The organism is Rhodoferax sp. OV413, assembly GCF_900104385.1.
Taxonomy (GTDB): Bacteria; Pseudomonadota; Gammaproteobacteria; order Burkholderiales; family Burkholderiaceae_C; genus Rhodoferax_B.
This window is the reverse complement of sequence record NZ_FNJA01000008.1, coordinates 128,379-144,336: the sequence shown is the minus strand read 5'-3', so window position 1 is coordinate 144,336 and position 15,958 is coordinate 128,379. Positions and strand designations below refer to the sequence as shown.

The window sequence follows — 15,958 nt, the reverse complement described above, 5'->3', positions numbered from 1 at the left end:
GAGCCTGTTCCATGAAATCCGTTTTTGACCCTATCCGTCCGGGGCTGCCGCTGGCGCAGAGTGCTGCGTATGCTTCGGCCACTTTGGGAGTGCAGGGGCCGGTCGCGTTCAGTTTGGAAACCTTGCAGTCATTCAGCGGCGCTTTGCTGGCTATGGCCGGCGCCGCGCGGAATGCCAGCCCCGAGTGTTTGCTGCACGACGCATTGCAGCTGCTGCGATCGGTCGTGCCGTTTCGCTCTGCCTGGTGGGGCGAGTGTTCGGAGGGCCAGGGCGGCGTACCCCCGCGCAACTGGCTGCATGGGCGCATCAACCTGCAAGCCGGCTTCGCGCAGGAGTGGAACGATCTGTCGGTCAAAGATGTGTTCGCCAGCAGCTCCATGCGCAGCTGTGGCACCGTGGTACGCGTGAGCGGCCATGAAGACCCCGTGCCCGAGATCACGGAATTTTCCCGGCGGCATGATCTCTTCCATGCCATGGCCTTGACCTGCGAGCTACCGGGCAGCGGCACCTTGTTCTTCGTGTCCTTGTACCGAAGCGAAACATCACCGGCATTCAGCGATATGGACAGCGCATTGTTTGCGGAGTTCTGCGCCCACCTGTTGCTGCACTGGCGTACCCGGGTGCAAGACTTGCTGGGCGCGCGCGCTGCGCTGACGGCAAACGGGTTTGGTCTGGCCGATGGCTGCGGTGATCTGTTGTACCTGGGGGAGAGTCTGGGGGCTGCCATCCACAAGCAATACCCCGACTGGTCCGGGTCGCGGCTGCCGCGTGCATTGGCAGAGGCCCAGCGCCAGCTGCCGTGCAGCCTGGCCTTGGGCGCGCGCGGGCTGACGCTGCAAGCCTGTGGGCAATTGACCATTCTGTCTCTGGACCGGGGGCACCGGCCCGCCGGGTTGCCTCCCCGAGAGCGCACCGTGGCCATGCTGTATTCACGTGGCCATTCCTACAAGGAAATTGCCCGCTTGCTGGACCTGAGCCCGGCCACCGTGCGCACCTACTTGCGCAACGCCTACCTGCAACTGGGCGTGCGCAACAAGATCGAACTGGGCAACGCCCTCGGCGCCTAAATCTTTTCAAGCCGCACCCTCCGCATCTGCAGAGGGCCGCGCCAGCCTTTGCCTGCCTACAGTCCATTTGGCACTGTGACCTCGACTCCGGTGCCGTTTCTAAAAACATAAGGGACAGCTCCCACAGGAGAAGACAAATGGCTGGAATCAGGAATTCAGGAGGCGTGCTGCTGCTTGTGCTGGCGGCCGCCGTGGTGGCGATGGTGGGCGGCTGCAACGGCTCCGACGACGGGCCGGCCGACACCGTGCTACGCAACGGGCAGGTCGTGACCATGGATGCAAGCAATTCCATCCAGCAAGCCATCGCGGTGCGCGACGGAAAAATCGTCTATGTCGGCAGCGACGCCGGCACCGGCGCCTTGATCGGCAGCAAAACCAAGGTGGTGGACCTGGGCGGGCGCATGCTGATGCCCGGCTTCATCGACGCCCATCTGCATGCGCTGGCCGGCGGGCGTGCCTTGCTGCAATGCGATCTGGCCTATGCGCCGCTGTCGCATGCCCAGCTGCTCGGCAAGCTGCAAGCCTGCCTGGATGCCTCTACCGACAAGGAGCCGGGCGGCTGGCTGGAGGCCGTCAACTGGGACCGGCAGTCCACCTCGGCCCTCAGCGGCGACCCCACCAAAGCCCTGCTGGACGGCTTGAACACCCAGCGCCCGATTGCGGTGACCTCCAGCGATTTCCACACCGTGCTGGCCAATTCCCGCGCCTTGGCTTTGGCCGGCATTACCGCCGCCACGCCCGACCCGAGTGGCGGCAGCTTTCTGCGCGGCGCAGACGGCACGCCCACGGGCATTTGTGAAGACAACGGGGGCTGGCAGCTCAAAGCCGCGATTCCCGCGGATTCCGATGCCGACCTGCTCAAGCAAGGGCGTGCCGCACTGGCGGCCCTGCGGGCCCAGGGCATTACCGCGTTCATGGATGCTGCGTCGGGCGAGGCGCAGGCCAAGACCTTCAAGTCGCTGCACCAGCTGGGCGAGCTGACAGCGCGTGCCAACCTGGCCATCACCGTGCAGCCCGGCGATGCCGCCGCCAGCGCGACCAACACCATCGCCACCGCACGCGCCTTGGCCAGCAGTGTCGACCAGGACACGCCGGTGGCAGCGCCGGGCGTGCAGTCGCGCATCGTGAAGATCTTCATGGACGGGGTGGTGAATGCGCCGGGTGACACGGGCGCCATGCTCACGCCGTACTACACCAACACCGGCACCGATGCCGCTCCCAACTGGCAGCCCGGAACGAACCTGGGCTCGGTCTACTACCCGCCGGAAGTGCTCAAGCCGCTGCTGCTGGCCGCCAACGATGCGGGCATGGATGTACATGTGCACGCCACCGGCGAGCGCGCCGTGCGCCAGACCCTGGATGCCGTGCAAAACCTGCGCAGCCTGCGCGCCAACGCCGACTTCCGCCCGGCGATTGCGCACGACGAGACCGTGGCGGTAGCCGACTACCCGCGCTTCGCCGCGCTGGATGTGATGGCCACCATGTCCTTCCAGTGGGCGCAACGCGCGAACTATTCGATCGGTGAAACCGAGAACCACCTGGGCCCGGACCGCTTTGCGCGCATGGAGCCCTCTGGCAGCCTGCGCAATGCCGGCGCGCGCGTGGTGCACGGCAGCGACTGGCCGATCGACCCGTTTGACACCTTTCTGGCGCTGAAGGTCGGCGTGACGCGCTCGGGCGATCCCACTAACCCCAACAGCCCCGCCAGCAGCTCGCCGATCTACCAGGGCAAGATCAACAACGACCCGGGCCTGACACGCACCGAGGTGCTGCGCGCCATCACCCTGGATGCGGCCTACCAGCTGCGGCTGGACAAGGCGGTGGGCTCGCTGGAGGCCGGCAAACTGGCCGACCTGATCGTGCTGGATAAGAACTTTCTGACCGTTCCCGAAGAAGAGCTGGGCCGCAACAAGGTCTTGCTCACCATGGTGGGCGGGAGGATCGTGCTGGCGCTGGATGGCTTCAGCAGCGCCCTGGAGGCCAGCGCCCGCAAGCTCAGCGTCAGTGACGTGCTGAGTCCGCGCGGTTCCACCGGCCACGCCGTGGTCAAGGGCAGCCCGCATGGCGACGGGCATAACCACTGAGGACTGGAGTCAGATTGATGTTGCTATGTAATCAATAGCTGCTGGCGCAAGCAGTACCTGCGCTAGGGGCCTGATTCTTATAAATTACGCTGGCGCCGGCCTGAACGGTTTCAGTTCGGCGTCAGCGTGTACGACAGCGACGAGGCCACGTCGTTCCAGCCGAACTGGCGCAGGTCGCTAAAGCCCTGCCGCTCGGGCACCCACAGCTGGGCGCCGGCGAAGTTGATGTGCTGGTGCAGCACCACAAACGAGCGCTGCGGCCGCAGATTGGCCCAGACCTCGCTCTGGTTCGACACCGACGACACCTTGTCGTTGATGTTCTGCAAAAACACCGCGGTGCGAAAGTCGTTGATATTGCCGTTGCCCGCCTGGCGCCCGCCGGAGCTGCTGGTGGTACCGGCGCCAAAGCGCCACAGCCAGCCCGAGAAGTTGCTGTTCTCCCACAGGAACACCGAGCCGCCGATGGCATTGGCGATTTGCTGCGGTGACGATGACGTGTCCAGCGTCACCGGCGGCGCTTTGGATTTCTTCGCCGACTTGGGGCTGGTGGGGTTGTCCTCCAGGTGGCGCAGGGCTTTGCTGGCCTGCGAAAACACCCGCAGCAGCTCGCCGTCGCGGGCGGCTTCGTCCAGCAGGTAGATCAGCGGTTTGCCGTCGAAATCTTTCACCGATTCCACCGCGGCGCGTTTACCGTCTATGGCCACCGGCAAAAGCGGAATCTTGTGGATGCAGGTGGGCGAGGTCGGCTCGCTGCGGTCATCGCCGGTGCGGCTGGCGGCCTGCTCCAGCCCGGTTTTCAGCCCCGCCAGGTAGGCGCTGCCGATCAGCGCCAGGTCGGACTGGCTGCGGTTGTCGAACAGGGATGCAAGGCTGGGTTGGATCGTCTGCGTGGGGGCTGTTGCGGCCATCGAGGTATCTCCTAGTAGCACCTGGCGGTTGAGCATTGCGCTGCCGGCGCGTGACCAGGCAAACCGGGCCGGCAGCGCATTTCACTGTTGACCCGGATGAAAGTCAACTGGCTGCTGGTGTCTGCTTGCTATTAAAAAAGTAGCTGCTGGCGCAGGTATTACATGCGCTACAGGCATGTTTTCTATAAATTACCCGCCGGCCACGCCCTGGGTATCCACATACAGCGCGTACACCGACTGGCTGGCCGCCATGAACAAACGGTTCCGCGCCGGGCCGCCGAAGCACAGGTTGGCGCAGCGCTCGGGCAGGGCGATATGGCCTATGGGTGTGGCGTCAGGGGCGAACACCCTCACGCCGTCCAGCTCGGGGTGGTCCGGGCCGCCGCCCCAGCCGGCCCACAGGTTGCCGTCCACATCGCAGCGAAAGCCGTCGGGGTGCACGCCGTCGGCACAGGTGTGGAACACCTGGTCGTTGCGCAGATGGCTGCCATCTACTTCGAACACCCGGATGCGCCGGGGCAGGGTGCCGGACTCGACCACATACAGCAGGCGTTCGTCGGGCGAGAAGCACAGGCCGTTGGGCCGGTTCACCGCATCCGTCACCACCGTGCACTCGCCGCTGGCCGGGTCGAAGCGGTAGACGCAGGTGGGCTGCTCGGGCGTCGCCTGGTGGCCTTCGTAATGGCCGAGGATGCCGAACGGCGGATCGCTGAACCAGACCGTGCCGTCCGACTTGACCACCACGTCGTTCGGTGAATTCAGCGGCTTGCCCTTGTATTGGTCGACCAGCACGGTAATGCTGCCGTCGTATTCGGTGCGCGCCACGCGGCGCCCGCCGTGCTCGCAGCCCACCAGGCGACCTTGCCGGTCGCGGGTATGGCCGTTGGCAAAGTTGGACGGCTGGCGGAACACGCTGACTGCGCCGGTTTGCTCCTCCCACTTCATGGTGCGGTTGTTCGGGATGTCGCTCCACAGCAGGTAGCGGCCATCGCCAAACCACACCGGCCCCTCGGCCCAGCGCATGCCGGTGGCCAGGCGCTCCACGGCGGCGGCGTGCAGACAGTATTTGTTGAAACGCGGGTCCAGCGCGGTGATGGCCGGGTCGGGGTAACGTTCACAGGCTTGCCACATGGAAGTCTCTTTTTATTCGAAGCGCGCAGTATGCATGTCCTTTGGTTGGCGTGGGGTAGCGGCCTAGGGGAATAATCGCCGCTTGCGCACTGTCCAGGAGCTTGCATTGAAATCCCCTTTTATCGCCTTAGGTTGGCGCACGCTGTGGCGCGATGTGCGCTCGGGCGAGCTGCGCCTGCTGATGGTCGCGGTGACCCTGGCGGTGGCCGCGCTGAGCGCCGTCGGCTTCTTTGCCGACCGCCTGCAAGGCGGGCTGCAGCGCGATGCGCGCCAGCTGTTGGGTGGCGACGCCGTGGTGTCCAGCGACAACCCCACGCCGCCGGCTTTTCTGGCGCAAGCCCAGGCCCAGGGCCTGCAGACCGTCACCACCCTAACCCTGGCCACCATGGGCCGGGCCGAGGATGCGCAGGGCGGCGCCAGTAAACTGGTGGCGCTGAAGGCCGTGGTGCCCGGCTACCCGCTGCGCGGCAATCTGCAGGTGTCGGACAGCGCCGATGCGCCCGGCAAAGCCACGCGCGACATCCCCGCGCCCGGCGAGGTCTGGGTGGACCCGTCGCTGCTGGAGGCGCTGGAGCTGAAGCTGGGCGACAGCCTGCTGCTGGGCGACAGCCGCCTGCGCATCAGCAAGACGATTGCCGTCGAGCCCGACCGCGGCGGCGGCTTCATGAATTTCTCGCCCCGCGCGATGGTGAACCAAAGCGATATGGCCGCCACCGGGCTGATCCAGCCGGCCAGCCGCGTGACCTACCGTTTCGCCGTGGCCGGGGCCGACCTGGCGGTGCAGCGCTATGTGCAGTGGGCCGATGCCGAGGTCAAAAAGCCCGACAGCCGCGGCGTGCGCATCGAGTCGCTGGAAAGCGGCCGCCCCGAGATGCGCCAAACCTTGGACCGCGCCAATAAGTTCCTGAACCTGGTGGCGCTGCTGTCGGCGCTGCTCAGCGCGGTTGCCGTGGCCCTGGCCGCGCGCGGCTTTGCGGCCAACCATCTGGACGACTGCGCGATGCTGCGCGTGCTGGGCCAGAGCCAGCGCACGATTGCGCTGAGCTACGCGTTTGAGTTCGCGCTGGTCGGCATCTTCGCCAGCGCACTGGGCCTGGCCATAGGCTTTGGCGTGCACTACCTGTTCGTGCTGCTGCTGGCCGGCCTGGTGGATTCCAGCCTGCCCGCCGCCACCTGGTGGCCGGCAGCCTTGGGCATGGGCATGGGTATGACTTTGCTGTTCGCCTTCGGCCTGCCGCCGGTGCTGCAGCTAGCCTCGGTGCCGCCGCTGCGGGTGATCCGCCGCGATGTGGGCGGGCTCAAGCCCACCTCCATCGGCGTGCTGGGCCTGGGCGTACTGGGCTTTGCCGCACTGCTGCTGGCGGCCAGCAGCGACATCACTCTGGGCCTGATTGCGGTGGGCGGCTTTGCCGGCGCGGTGCTGGTGTTTGCCGGCCTGGGCTGGGTGGCGGTGAAGCTGCTGCGCCGCAGCGTCAACGAGGCCACCGCGCCGCGCTGGCTGGTGCTGGCCACGCGCCAGATGTCGGCCCGGCCTGCGTACGCGGTAGTGCAGGTCAGCGCATTGGCCGTGGGCCTGCTGGCCTTGATCCTGCTGGTGCTGCTGCGCACCGACCTGATCCACAGCTGGCGTCAGGCCACGCCGCCGGACGCGCCGAACCGCTTTGTCATCAACGTCATGCCCGACCAGGCCGCCGATTTCCAGAAGAACCTGGCCGACGCCGGGGTCAAGAACTACGACTGGTACCCGATGTTCCGCGGCCGCCTGGTGGCCATCAACGGCCAGCCCACCCTGCCCGAGAACTACACGGACGACCGCGCCAAGCGCCTGCTGGACCGCGAGTTCAACCTGTCCAACAGCGCCGAGCGGCCGGGCCACAACCCGCTGGTCGCCGGCACCTGGACGGCCGAAGAGAAGGGCGCGATCAGCGTCGAGGAAGGTATCGCCAAGACCCTGAACCTGCACATGGGCGATACCCTGCGCTTCGACATCGGCGGCCAGCAGAGCGAGGCCAAGATCACCTCGCTGCGCAAGGTGGACTGGGGTTCGATGCGGGCCAATTTCTTCGTCATCTATCCCGTAAGCCAGATGGGCGATGTGCCGGTGACCTACCTGGGCGCGTTCAAGGCGCCGGCCACCAAGGGCTTTGACAACCAGCTGGTGCGCCAGTTTCCCAACATCACGGCGGTGGACCTGGGCATCACCCTGGGCCAGATCCAGCGGGTGCTGGACCAGGTGATCCGCGCGGTCGAGTTCTTGTTCGGCTTCACCCTGGCGGCCGGCCTGGTAGTGCTGTTTGCCGCCATCACCGCCACCCGCGAAGAGCGGGCCCGCGAGTTCGCCATCATGCGGGCCCTGGGCGCGCCCGGCAGCCTGCTGCGCCAGGTGCAGCGCGCCGAGCTGGCCGGCGTGGGCCTACTGGCCGGTTTTTTGGCCAGCATCGTCGCCATGGCCGTGGGCTGGGCGCTGACCCGCTATGTGTTCGAGTTCGCTTGGAACGGCTCGCTGTGGGTGCCCGTGCTGGGCGCCCTGGCCGGCGCGGTGCTGGCGCTGGCGGCGGGCTGGTGGGGCCTGCGCGATGTGCTGCGTAGACCGGTGGTGGATACGCTCCGCCGGGCTGCGGCCTAGTTGCCGTGAAGTTGCTGCGTTATTGATAGCTTCTAGCGCATACCCAATATGCGCTAGAAGCACTTTTTATATTTATTTTGTGCCTGCTGGTGTGCGGCAGACAGCACCTAGGTTCCCAGGAATTCCCCCACCGGTTTCAGGTCGTCGATGCGGTCGCACACCGACTTGATGGCAACCATGATGGGCACGCCCAACAGCAGGCCCCACAAACCCCAGAGCCAGCCCCAGGCCAGCATGCTGACGAAGACGGCCACGGGGTTCATCTGGTTGGCGCGGCTGGTGAGCCAGGGCGTCAACAAAAATCCTGCGACCGCGTGGATGAGCAAGGAGCTGCCGCTCACCAGCAGCACCATTTCCAGCGAGCCGAACTGCAGAAAGGCGACCAGCGCAGACCCCGCCGCAATCACCACGCTGCCAATGTAGGGCACCAGGTTCAGCACCCCGGCGGCAATCCCCCATACCGCTGCATGCTCCAGGCCCAGCGCCACAAAGCACAACCAGGTTGCCACGCCCACCAAAGCGCTGGTGAACAGCTGCACCAGCATGTAGCGTTGGATCTGGTCGTTGATCTGGTTCAGCGCCTGCAAGGTGATCTTTTTGCGGCTGAGTGTCGGGCCCGCCAACTTCACGACTTTGCGCCGAAAGCTGTCGCCTGAAGCCATCAGGAAGAAGGTGATCAGCGCCACCGTGCCGATCTGGCCCAGCATGCCCACAATGCCCAAGCTGCCGTTCCACAAATGGTCGCGGATGTCGAACCGCGGCTTGACGATCTGCACCCGTTGCACGCCCGGGCCTGCGGGAACGGAGCGGCCCGTTTCTTCCGCGGCCTGCTCGAGTTGCGAGGCCGCCTGCTGCACCGTGGTCAGCGTGTTGCGCGGCGATCCGGGCAGTACGCGCAGCGCGCTGCGCAGCTTCTGGGTGGCGGCGGGGAGCTGTTCGACCAGCTTGCTGGCGTCGTCACTGAGCGAGTAGGCCGTGGCACCCACTCCGCCCAGGATGCCCATCAGCAGCACGGCGGCGCTCAATGCCCGTGGCACCCTGCGCGCGTGGAACCAGTCCACCACGGGTGACAAGGCATAGCTGGAAAGAATGCCCACCATGACCGGAATGAACACCGCACCGGCCCAGCGCAGGGTGTAGATGCTGGCCAGCACGGCCAGCAGCCCCAGGGACACGCTGCGTACATCCACCGGCATGTGCAGCACCACCCGACGCGCCTGGCCGGATTCGGCCGATTTTTCCAGTTCGTGGGTGCTTGGGCCTGTCTGCACCGTGGTGGATTCCGTCATCGCCGATTCCTTGGGTTATGGATGTCTCGTTGTCGCGCCGCTACCCGGCGCCCCGGCTGATCAGAGGGCCGGCAATCGCCATGTCCGCGGCATAGTAAGGCACTCCGGCCGCTGGGATCAGAGGGTGGTGCACACAAATAACCCTGGTGGCGCGGCCGCTGGATAGCCTGGGCCGTCTGAAGCAGCTTCAGGACTATCGCTTTCATAGCTGCTGGGATAACCCCCTACAGCGTTACAGCCTGGTTCGGCTTGAAAGTAAAAAGCCCGCCCTGGTTTTCAGAGGCGGGCTTTTATCGGCCGTGGCGGCTGGCAAGCTGGCTTCACCCCGCGTGCCATTGCGCCAGGTTGGACAGCAGAATCACCAGCCCCGATGCGTTGATCAACAGGCCGGCGGTGGTTCTCAGTTCTTTCATGCTTTGCACTCCAATCCAGGTTAGTGTTTGACTACAGCGCAAATGGTAGGGAAACACCAATCATGCGTAAAGACAATCGAATTTATTTCATTGATAGTTTTTACTGAATAACCGATGAAACCGTACACTGCCTCCTAGCCAAGTCGGCTGTGTGCTGCGATTTGGATAGCAGACGCCGCAGCTTGAATAAGCGCCAGAGCCGTATTTCTTATCAATTTCTTCCCTCACCGTTTTGCCATGCAGATCCAAGAAAAACCACCCGCCGCCACCCCGTTTGAATGGATAGGGGGCGAAGCGCCGGTGCGTGCGCTGGTGGACCGCTTCTACGACCTGATGGACCTGGAGCCCGGCTACGCCGCCCTGCGCGCCGCCCACGGCCCGGGGCTGGAGAACGCGCGCCAGCGCCTGTTCATGTTTTTGTGCGGCTGGCTCGGCGGGCCGCAGTACTACACCGAGCAGTTTGGCCACCCGCGGCTGCGCGCGCGGCATATGCCGTTCAAGATCGGCATCCTGGAGCGGGACCAGTGGCTGGCCTGCATGGACCAGGCGATGGGCGAGACCGGCGTGGACGAGGGCCTGCGCGCCCGCCTGCGCGACAGCTTCTTCCAGACCGCCGATTGGATGCGCAACCACGGCGTTTGACCACACGAGAAACCACACCATGACACACATCCAATTCACCCCTTTCACCGCCCCGATCCGCGTAGCCGTCATCGGCTACGGCCTGGCCGGCCGGGTCTTCCATGCGCCGCTGGTGGCCGGCGTGCCCGGCCTGGAGCTGGCCTGCATCTGCTCCAGCAAACCCGAGGCGGTGCAGAAGGACTGGCCCCAGGTGCGCGTGGTGCCCACGCCCGAGGCGGCGTTTGCCGACCCGACGATCGACCTGGTCGTCATCGCTACCAGCAACGCCAGCCACCACGCCTTGGCGCGCGCGGCCCTGCTGGCGGGCAAGCATGTGGTGGTGGACAAGCCCTGCACCGTGACCCTGGCCGAGACCGAGGATCTGCTGGCCGTGGCGCGGCAGCAGAACCGCGTGTTGACGGTCTACCAGAACCGCCGATTTGATGGCGACTTCCTGCTGCTGCAGCAGGTACTGGCCAGCGGCAAGCTCGGACGCATCACGCATTTTGAATCGCACTTCGACCGCTTCCGCCATGTGGTGCCCGGCAAGTGGCGCGAGCAGGACATTCCTGGCTCCGACCTCTGGCTGGACCTGGGCGCGCATCTGGTCGACCAGGCCTTGCAGCTGTTTGGCGTACCCGACGACCTGTCGCTGGACGTGGCCCGCCAGCGCGAGAACACCCAGACCAACGACTATTTCCACGCTCAGCTGCGCTACGGCTCCAGCCATCCGGGCCTGCGCGTGGTGCTGCACGCCAGCTCCTGCGTAACCAGCTCCGGACCGCGCTTTGCAGTGCATGGCACGGGCGGCTCGTTCACCAAGTTTGGGCTCGATACGCAAGAAGACGCGCTCAAGGCGGGTGGCCGTCCGCAGCTGGATGCGCTGGGCGACTGGGGTGCCGACCCCTTGACCGGCCAACTGGTGCACCACGCCGCCGCCGGGCCGGTGACCGAGGCCACGCCCGATGTGGCGGGCAACTACCTGCAGTACTACGCCGGTCTGCGGGACTATCTGCAGGGTAAGGCCACGGCTGCACCGGTGACGCCGCAGCAGGTCTACCAGGTGATGGCCCTGCTGGGCCGGGGCGAGCAGAGCGTGAAGCAAGCCGCCTTCGTGCCAACCGGCGACCTGCGCTGACGGTGCTGGTTGCGCGGGGCTAGGCGGAGCAGGCTTTACTTCTTGCCGCCGCCATTGCCACCACCATTGCCGCCGCCGTTCCCACCAGCTTTGCCCCCGCCATTGCGGCTGTTGCCACCCGCATTGCTTTTGCCGGCGGCGTTGTCGGCTTTGGCCAGGCTGGCCACCTGGTTCGTGTGTGCAGTTTTCTTGCCACTTTTTTCAGTGTGCGAAGCGCTGACCACCGAGCCCAGGCTGACGCCCATGCTCTTGGCGATCTGGCCCCAGCCCATGCCCTCGCTGCGCTGCCCCAGCACACCGCCAAGTGCGGCTGCGAGCTGGGTGGGCGTCGGGTTGGTGATGCCCTGCTGGGCCAGCGAGGTTTTGGCTAGCCCAAGGGCGATGTTGATATTGCCGTAGCCCAGCTTGCCGGTGCTGGGTGCCAGGCTGGCTGCGGGCTCCGACGCATACGGGCCGTGAGGGTTGGGCTGCAGCGTGATCAGGCTGCCGGTGCGCAGACCGTCGACCAGCGACTGCGCATTTTCGGGAGAGCCGGCAAAGCTGGCGTAGCTGGAGGTCAGCTTGCCAGCCGCGGTGCTGCTGGTACCGGTTGCTGCGTGGGCGACCTGTATTCCGCTGCCTAATAGCAATGCGCCGGCCGTCAGCGCGGCAAGCGTGGTTTTTTGGATCAACATAGGGCACCTCGTCTCGTTATAGGAATAAGGCCGCGCCCGCGGCCTGGGAGATATTCCATCGTAGGCGGTCTGGCGCCGAGGCCAGGCAATTTGCGGCGTCGTCCTACAGGCGGGGCGCGTGGCTTACAACAGATTATTAGACGCTGGTGATGCCGATTACCAGGCTGGCGGCATAGCCGGTGCTGGCGTTGCCGCTGACCTGCAGTGTGTGCTGGCTGGGGCTGTCGGCCGGCTCGGCTGCGTGGGCGGGCGGCTGCATGTCCAGCGAGGGGCGGTACAGCGTGGAGCAGCTATAGGCTGCAGTGGTTACCGCATACGGAAAAAGCAGCTGCGCACTGGCGGTGGACACGGTGCGCGAAGACGGCACCGTGCTGGGCAGCAGCACCAGCAGATGGATGTGCTCCAGCTGGCACTGGTGGCAGCCCGGCAGGATGGTGTGGAACACCACGCTGCCCGCCTGGTTGCTGAACTGCACGCCGCGCAGATAGGTTTCGCCGATGGCGGTGATCTCCGGGCCGCTGTGGCCGCCCGAATACCGGCCCTCGGCGTCGCAATGCCATACATAGACCTCGGCCCCGCAGATGGCTTCGCCCTGGTTATCGCAATCCCGCAGCTGCAGCGTCAGGCTCAGCGGAATACCGGGCCGGCCCTCGGTGATGTCGCGGCGCAGTAGCGGCGCACCGCCCACGCTGAACAGCGCTGGGCCGGCAACCTCCATGCTGCTGAGCACGCAGCTGTCCTCGTCCATGCCGGCACTGGCGAGTGGGCTGTGCACGGGCGGGCGCAGCGGCAGAAGGGCGGCAGCGGAGGCGCTGGGAGTCATCGGATTTCCTTGGGAATACGGGGTGGGGCGCGGCTGCGATGGGGCCGAATATAGCGTATTTTTCTTTTTATGGGAAAAATTCCCATATATAATCGCGCCATGCAAACACCCACTCCGTCTCCTGGTCAGGCCGTGTTGGCCCAGGTGCTGGCCATGCTGCAGCCCCTGGTGGTCTGGCTGCTGCGCTCGGGTGTCGGCTATACCGAGCTGACGGCGGCGCTGAAGCCTGTGTTCCTGGAGGCGGCGCGCGCCGAGCTGGCGCGCATCGGCGGCAAGCAGACCGATTCGGCCGTCAGTCTGCTGTCCGGTGTGCACCGCAAAGACGTGCGTGCTTTCGGCCAAACCGCCCGCGCCGTGGATGTACGTGCCCAGCTGGGCAAACCCACACCCGCCAGCCAGGTGATGACCCGTTGGCTGGCCTCCGACTGGCCGGACAGCCTGCCGTTCACCGGCCTGGAACGCTCGTTTGAAGCACTGGCCCGCGCGGTGTCCAAAGACATGCATCCGCGCGCGCTGCTGCTGGAGCTGGTGCGCCTGGGCGTGGTGATCGAAGAGGACGGCCAGGTGCGCCTGTGCCGCCAGGCCTTTGTGCCGAACCCGTCGCTGGAAGAGTCGCGCCGCCTGCTGGCCGGCAGCGTGGCCGACCACATTGAAGCCGGGGTGCACAACCTGAGCGCCAGCGACGGCAAAACCTATCTGGAACAAAGCGTGTTTGCCGACGGCCTGAGCCCGGCCTCGGTGCAGCAGCTGGAGCAGCTGGCCAACAGCCTGTGGCGCGACGTGCTGGCGGCCATGGTGCAAGCCGCCGTGCCCTTGTGCGAACAAGACGAACCCGCCGGCGGCAACCAGCGCATCCGCCTGGGCATGTTCTGCCTGAGCGCGCCGATGGAGCCCAGCGCACCCGATAACAACCCACCCGATGGAGATGGAGATGCCCCGCATGCAGAAAATACACGCTAGCCCAGGGGCCTACGAGCGCCGCCGCGGCTGGCGCGGCTGGATGGCCGCCATTTCCATGGGCATGCTGGTGCTCATCCTGTCGCTGATTCTGGATGGTTGCGGCGGCGGCGATGTGGCCGGCGTGGGCAGTGGCGGCTCCGGCACAGCCAGCGGCACGGTCAGCGGCTTTGGCAGCGTGATCGTCGACGGCGTGGAATATGCGGACACCCGCGCTTCGGTGCAAAGGCCCGATGGCGCCGGCGCGCTGCAGAGCAGTTCTGTCAAGCTGGGCCAGCGGGTCCGGTTGGTGTTTGACAGCAGCAACAACGCGCAAAGCATCGAGGTGCTGTCGCAGCTGGTCGGCCCGGTAACGGCGCTGCCGGACTACAACGGCTGGATGCAGGTGCTGGGCCAGTGGGTGCGGGTGGTTAACAACAACAGCGACCCCACGCGCAGCTCGCCCACGGTACTGGATGGCTGCAGCGGCGTGGCGGCCATCGCCAGCGGCGACACCATGGAGGTGTTCGGCTCCTGGGTCTGGGACGCCAGCAAATCGGCCACGGTACTGGTCGCCACCCGCATGGAACGCCTGGCCGTTGCCCCGGCGCTGGTGCAGCTGGGTGGGGTGGTGCAGGGCTTGTCGGGTACCAGCTTCCGCCTGAACGCCAGCAACGGCACGCTGGTGCAGGCCAGCAGTTTGCCCACCGATCTGGCCGATGGCGCGGTGGTACAGGTATGGGCCACGCAAAGCGCCTGGGCCGCGGCTTCCAGCAGCGTGCCGCTGCAGGCCACCTTGGTGCTGCGTTCCGAAACCAGTGCGGCCGATCTGGCGACCGGCCAGGCCCTGCGCCTGGGCGGGCTGGCCAGCCAGTTCGATGCGAGCGCCCGCACCGTGGTCGTGCAGGGCATGACGGTGCAGCTGGCCGCCGGGTTGGTACTAGACGAGGCCGCGCTGGCGCGTGGCGAATTCATCAGCCTGCAGGTGCAGCGGGTGGGCGACAAGCTGGTCGCCAGCAGCGTCGATGTGCGCAGCGGCTCGGCCCCCAATGACGACCTGGGCGGCAAGACGCTGCTGATAGGCAACACCAGCGGCATCAACTGGAACACCAGCAGCGTGCAGTTCAGCCTGCGCGGCGTGCAGGTGCAGGCTGCCGCCGCGGTGATCGACAACAGCTGCAAAGCGGTGTCGCTGACGGCCCAGATATCGGTGCGGGTAGAAGGCGGCGTGCAGACCCCCGGCCAGCCGGTGACCGCGACGCGGGTCCAGTGTTCCCCGGCTACCTAGCAAACCCACCCATTTCTTGACGTTCACTTCAATGGAGAAAAGCATGCACGATGACAACCACCACCACGGTCTGGCCCACGACCTGGAAGTCCTGGGCCAGATGGTCGCCGAACGCCGCCGTGCCCTGCGCTGGCTGGGCGTGGGCAGCCTGGCGCCGCTGGGCCTGCTGGCCTGCGGAGGTGGTGATTCGGCCAGCACGACCAGCACCAGCACGGCCACGGGCAGCACCACGACGACCGATACCTCCAGCACCGGCACGTCCACCACCACCACCACCGGCAGCTGCGGCAACATCACCACCATCGCCAGCGAAACCAATGGCCCGTATCCGGCCGATGGCACCAACTCGCTGAATGGCAGCACCGTCAATGCCCTGACCCTCAGCGGCATCGTGCGCAGCGACATCCGCTCCAGCATCGTCAGCTCCACCACTACCGCGGCCGGCGTGGTGCTGACGGTGACCCTGACGCTGGTCAACACCAATTCCAGCTGCGCCGCGCTGTCGGGCTATGCGGTGTATCTGTGGCACTGCACCCGCGACGGCCTGTACTCCATGTACTCCAGCGGCGTGACCGGCGAGAACTACCTGCGTGGTGTGCAGGTCACCGACAGCAACGGCAGCGTGACCTTCACCACCATCTTCCCCGGCTGCTACAGCGGCCGCATGCCGCACATCCATTTCGAGGTGTACGCTAGCCAAACCGCAGCCACCACCACGCCGGCTGGCGACCAGGTGCGCACCTCGCAAATCGCCTTGCCGCGCGATGTGTGCAGCGCGGTCTACGCGACCACCGGCTACTCGGCCAGCGTGGCGAATCTGGCCGCCATCACGTTTGCCACCGATAACGTGTTCAGCGACGGCACCAGCACCGAGATGGCCACGGTGACCGGCAGCACCAGCGCCGGCTATGCGGCAAGCTTGACGGTGGGTATCTCGGCCTGAGCTGGTTTGCTATGCAT

At 66.0% G+C, this 15,958-nt stretch carries 13 protein-coding genes; 8 read left to right on the top strand and 5 right to left on the bottom strand.

Features of this window, described 5'->3' with window-relative positions; all coding sequences use genetic code 11:
* Positions 1-11: 11 nt before the first annotated feature.
* Positions 12-1,067, top strand: a complete 1,056-nt coding sequence (locus tag BLT66_RS22935; RefSeq protein ID WP_092761600.1) for a helix-turn-helix transcriptional regulator — start codon at positions 12-14, stop codon at positions 1,065-1,067.
* A gap of 137 nt (positions 1,068-1,204) precedes the next feature.
* Positions 1,205-3,151: an amidohydrolase gene (locus BLT66_RS22930; protein ID WP_218922649.1), complete on the top strand. Its 1,947-nt coding sequence runs from the start codon at positions 1,205-1,207 to the stop codon at positions 3,149-3,151.
* A 110-nt stretch (positions 3,152-3,261) separates the two neighbouring features.
* On the opposite strand, the gene BLT66_RS22925 is transcribed toward BLT66_RS22930, so the two are convergent.
* Both BLT66_RS22925 and BLT66_RS22920 read right to left on the bottom strand, forming a co-directional pair.
* Positions 3,262-4,059, bottom strand: a complete 798-nt coding sequence (locus BLT66_RS22925; RefSeq protein WP_092761598.1) for a hypothetical protein — start codon at positions 4,057-4,059, stop codon at positions 3,262-3,264.
* A gap of 189 nt (positions 4,060-4,248) precedes the next feature.
* Positions 4,249-5,190, bottom strand: coding sequence for an SMP-30/gluconolactonase/LRE family protein (locus BLT66_RS22920; protein WP_092761596.1), 942 nt, complete (start codon positions 5,188-5,190; stop codon positions 4,249-4,251).
* 106 nt (positions 5,191-5,296) lie between these two features.
* Here BLT66_RS22920 and BLT66_RS22915 point away from each other — a divergent pair, with 106 nt between their 5' ends.
* A complete protein-coding gene (locus tag BLT66_RS22915; protein WP_255407051.1) occupies positions 5,297-7,816 on the top strand; it encodes an ABC transporter permease in 2,520 nt (839 codons plus the stop codon).
* Between the two features lie 107 nt (positions 7,817-7,923).
* Here the strand turns inward: BLT66_RS22915 and BLT66_RS22910 are convergent, their stop codons facing one another.
* A complete protein-coding gene (locus tag BLT66_RS22910; RefSeq protein WP_092761594.1) occupies positions 7,924-9,105 on the bottom strand; it encodes an AI-2E family transporter in 1,182 nt (393 codons plus the stop codon).
* A 650-nt stretch (positions 9,106-9,755) separates the two neighbouring features.
* On the opposite strand from BLT66_RS22910, the gene BLT66_RS22905 reads away from it, so the two are divergent.
* Positions 9,756-10,160 carry a group II truncated hemoglobin gene (locus tag BLT66_RS22905; RefSeq protein WP_092761592.1) on the top strand — a complete coding sequence of 135 codons (405 nt, stop codon included), beginning with the start codon at positions 9,756-9,758 and terminating at the stop codon, positions 10,158-10,160.
* A gap of 19 nt (positions 10,161-10,179) precedes the next feature.
* Complete coding sequence (locus BLT66_RS22900; protein ID WP_092761590.1) at positions 10,180-11,277, top strand: oxidoreductase; 1,098 nt, start codon at positions 10,180-10,182, stop codon at positions 11,275-11,277.
* A gap of 35 nt (positions 11,278-11,312) precedes the next feature.
* Here BLT66_RS22900 and BLT66_RS22895 read toward each other — a convergent pair whose 3' ends face one another.
* Both BLT66_RS22895 and BLT66_RS26870 read right to left on the bottom strand, forming a co-directional pair.
* Positions 11,313-11,951 (bottom strand): hypothetical protein, encoded by a 639-nt coding sequence (locus BLT66_RS22895; protein WP_092761588.1) that lies wholly within the window; start codon positions 11,949-11,951, stop codon positions 11,313-11,315.
* A gap of 136 nt (positions 11,952-12,087) precedes the next feature.
* Positions 12,088-12,774 carry a dioxygenase family protein gene (locus BLT66_RS26870; RefSeq protein ID WP_176955145.1) on the bottom strand — a complete coding sequence of 229 codons (687 nt, stop codon included), beginning with the start codon at positions 12,772-12,774 and terminating at the stop codon, positions 12,088-12,090.
* Positions 12,775-12,873: 99 nt separating this feature from the next.
* On the opposite strand from BLT66_RS26870, the gene BLT66_RS26865 reads away from it, so the two are divergent.
* Genes BLT66_RS26865 through BLT66_RS22880 form a run of 3 tightly spaced genes read left to right on the top strand, consistent with a single transcriptional unit; the run spans position 12,874 to position 15,941 of the window.
* Positions 12,874-13,734, top strand: a complete 861-nt coding sequence (locus tag BLT66_RS26865; protein WP_176955144.1) for a DUF6502 family protein — start codon at positions 12,874-12,876, stop codon at positions 13,732-13,734.
* Complete coding sequence (locus BLT66_RS22885; RefSeq protein ID WP_143029271.1) at positions 13,715-14,998, top strand: hypothetical protein; 1,284 nt, start codon at positions 13,715-13,717, stop codon at positions 14,996-14,998. The genes BLT66_RS26865 and BLT66_RS22885 overlap by 20 nt, the downstream gene beginning before the upstream one ends.
* Positions 14,999-15,041: 43 nt before the next feature.
* Positions 15,042-15,941 carry a dioxygenase family protein gene (locus BLT66_RS22880; RefSeq protein WP_255407050.1) on the top strand — a complete coding sequence of 300 codons (900 nt, stop codon included), beginning with the start codon at positions 15,042-15,044 and terminating at the stop codon, positions 15,939-15,941.
* The last annotated feature ends 17 nt before the right edge of the window (positions 15,942-15,958 follow it).

What these genes read in the sequence shown, in the direction of transcription:
- BLT66_RS22935 (WP_092761600.1), top strand. Translation starts at nt 12, where the DNA reads ATGAAATCCGTTTTTGACCCTATCCGTCCGGGGCTGCCGCTGGCGCAG.
- BLT66_RS22930 (WP_218922649.1), top strand. Translation starts at nt 1,205, where the DNA reads ATGGCTGGAATCAGGAATTCAGGAGGCGTGCTGCTGCTTGTGCTGGCG.
- BLT66_RS22925 (WP_092761598.1), bottom strand. Translation starts at nt 4,059, where the DNA reads ATGGCCGCAACAGCCCCCACGCAGACGATCCAACCCAGCCTTGCATCC.
- BLT66_RS22920 (WP_092761596.1), bottom strand. Translation starts at nt 5,190, where the DNA reads ATGTGGCAAGCCTGTGAACGTTACCCCGACCCGGCCATCACCGCGCTG.
- BLT66_RS22910 (WP_092761594.1), bottom strand. Translation starts at nt 9,105, where the DNA reads ATGACGGAATCCACCACGGTGCAGACAGGCCCAAGCACCCACGAACTG.
- BLT66_RS22905 (WP_092761592.1), top strand. Translation starts at nt 9,756, where the DNA reads ATGCAGATCCAAGAAAAACCACCCGCCGCCACCCCGTTTGAATGGATA.
- BLT66_RS22900 (WP_092761590.1), top strand. Translation starts at nt 10,180, where the DNA reads ATGACACACATCCAATTCACCCCTTTCACCGCCCCGATCCGCGTAGCC.
- BLT66_RS22895 (WP_092761588.1), bottom strand. Translation starts at nt 11,951, where the DNA reads ATGTTGATCCAAAAAACCACGCTTGCCGCGCTGACGGCCGGCGCATTG.
- BLT66_RS26870 (WP_176955145.1), bottom strand. Translation starts at nt 12,774, where the DNA reads ATGACTCCCAGCGCCTCCGCTGCCGCCCTTCTGCCGCTGCGCCCGCCC.
- BLT66_RS26865 (WP_176955144.1), top strand. Translation starts at nt 12,874, where the DNA reads ATGCAAACACCCACTCCGTCTCCTGGTCAGGCCGTGTTGGCCCAGGTG.
- BLT66_RS22885 (WP_143029271.1), top strand. Translation starts at nt 13,715, where the DNA reads ATGCAGAAAATACACGCTAGCCCAGGGGCCTACGAGCGCCGCCGCGGC.
- BLT66_RS22880 (WP_255407050.1), top strand. Translation starts at nt 15,042, where the DNA reads ATGCACGATGACAACCACCACCACGGTCTGGCCCACGACCTGGAAGTC.